The organism is Mesorhizobium sp. B1-1-5, assembly GCF_006443065.1.
Classification (GTDB): domain Bacteria; phylum Pseudomonadota; class Alphaproteobacteria; order Rhizobiales; family Rhizobiaceae; genus Mesorhizobium.
In genome coordinates this window covers 1-1,009 of sequence record NZ_VFWS01000692.1, presented here as the reverse complement: position 1 = coordinate 1,009, position 1,009 = coordinate 1, and the positions used below count along the sequence as shown (strand labels likewise).

Sequence of the window (1,009 nt, the reverse complement as noted above, 5' to 3'; positions counted from 1 at the left end):
CGTCCTGAAACCTCTTGAGGGCTTCGGGATCCTTCAACGTTTCTGGCGTTACCGTGACCTGCGTCGCCTTGGCGCGCGCCTCGACCACCGCGTCAAGCGTGTCCTTTTCGTGCGAGGCGTAGCCCTTGACCGTCTCGACCAGGTTGGGGATGAGGTCGGCGCGGCGTTGATACTGGTTCAGCACCTCGCTCCACGCCGCCTTGGCGTTCTCCTCCGCCGTCGGGATGGTGTTGTAGCCGCAGCCGGCAAGCAGCGGCAGCATGACGGCCATCACCAGCAAGGCGGGCAGCGTGCGGAATGTCGGGAAAGCAAGGCGCTGGGCAAACATGATCGGTCCCCGCGGTAGAAGTTGCATGCGAAGCATTACCACAATCGGCGCGCAAGAAAACGACCTCGGCGCAGACGGTTACCGATGGGGTTACGGTCGGTCGCAAGGCGCTGTAATTGACGGAGCGAACGCGGTAAGGTCGCCACGAAACAGGACAGCATCATGGTGCAGCGCCAGGACAGCGACACCGAATCGCGCCGCATCCTCGAGCGCGTCGCGCGCGAAACCGATCCGGCCGCCACTTCGCTCGCGGCGCGGACCGCGAAGGCCGTTCGCGACCACGTCGCGGCGGCCGATGCCGACCGCGCGGATCCGATCGAAGTCTGGGGCACGCGCATTGGCAGGATAATTGGGCTGCTGCTGGCGCTGGGCCTGATGGTCTGGCTCGTGCTTTTCCTCACCCGAGGCAGTTAGGATTCCAATGAGCACCGAGCAAGCCGACGCGCCGCGCGCGGTCATCGTCATTTCCAGCCATGTCGCACGCGGCTCGGTCGGCAATCGCGCCGCCGTCTTTGCGCTGGAATCGCTGGGTTTCCCGGTATGGGCAGTGCCGACAATCATCCTGCCCTGGCATCCCGGCCATGGGCGCGCGACCCGCATCGTGCCGCCGCTCGATCAGTTCAAGGCATTGATGGCCGATCTGGAGCGCGCGCCGTGGCTGGGCGAGGTGAGGGCCGTGCT

Annotated in this window: 2 protein-coding genes and 1 pseudogene; 2 read left to right on the top strand and 1 reads right to left on the bottom strand. The window is 65.5% G+C overall.

Annotation, left to right across the window (positions count from 1 at the left end; all coding sequences use genetic code 11):
* Positions 1-328 (bottom strand): LemA family protein (locus FJ980_RS34440; RefSeq protein WP_140547764.1); only part of this gene is annotated, 328 nt, incomplete at its 3' end.
* Between the two features lie 162 nt (positions 329-490).
* Between FJ980_RS34440 and FJ980_RS34435 the strand changes: the two genes are divergently transcribed.
* Both FJ980_RS34435 and FJ980_RS34430 read left to right on the top strand, forming a co-directional pair.
* Positions 491-742, top strand: a complete 252-nt coding sequence (locus tag FJ980_RS34435) for a hypothetical protein (protein ID WP_140492477.1) — start codon at positions 491-493, stop codon at positions 740-742.
* A 7-nt stretch (positions 743-749) separates the two neighbouring features.
* Positions 750-1,009, top strand: a pseudogene (locus FJ980_RS34430) (pyridoxal kinase); the annotation flags it as partial.

Excerpts from the sequence above, each read along its gene's own strand:
- FJ980_RS34435 (WP_140492477.1), top strand. The coding sequence starts at position 491 with ATGGTGCAGCGCCAGGACAGCGACACCGAATCGCGCCGCATCCTCGAG.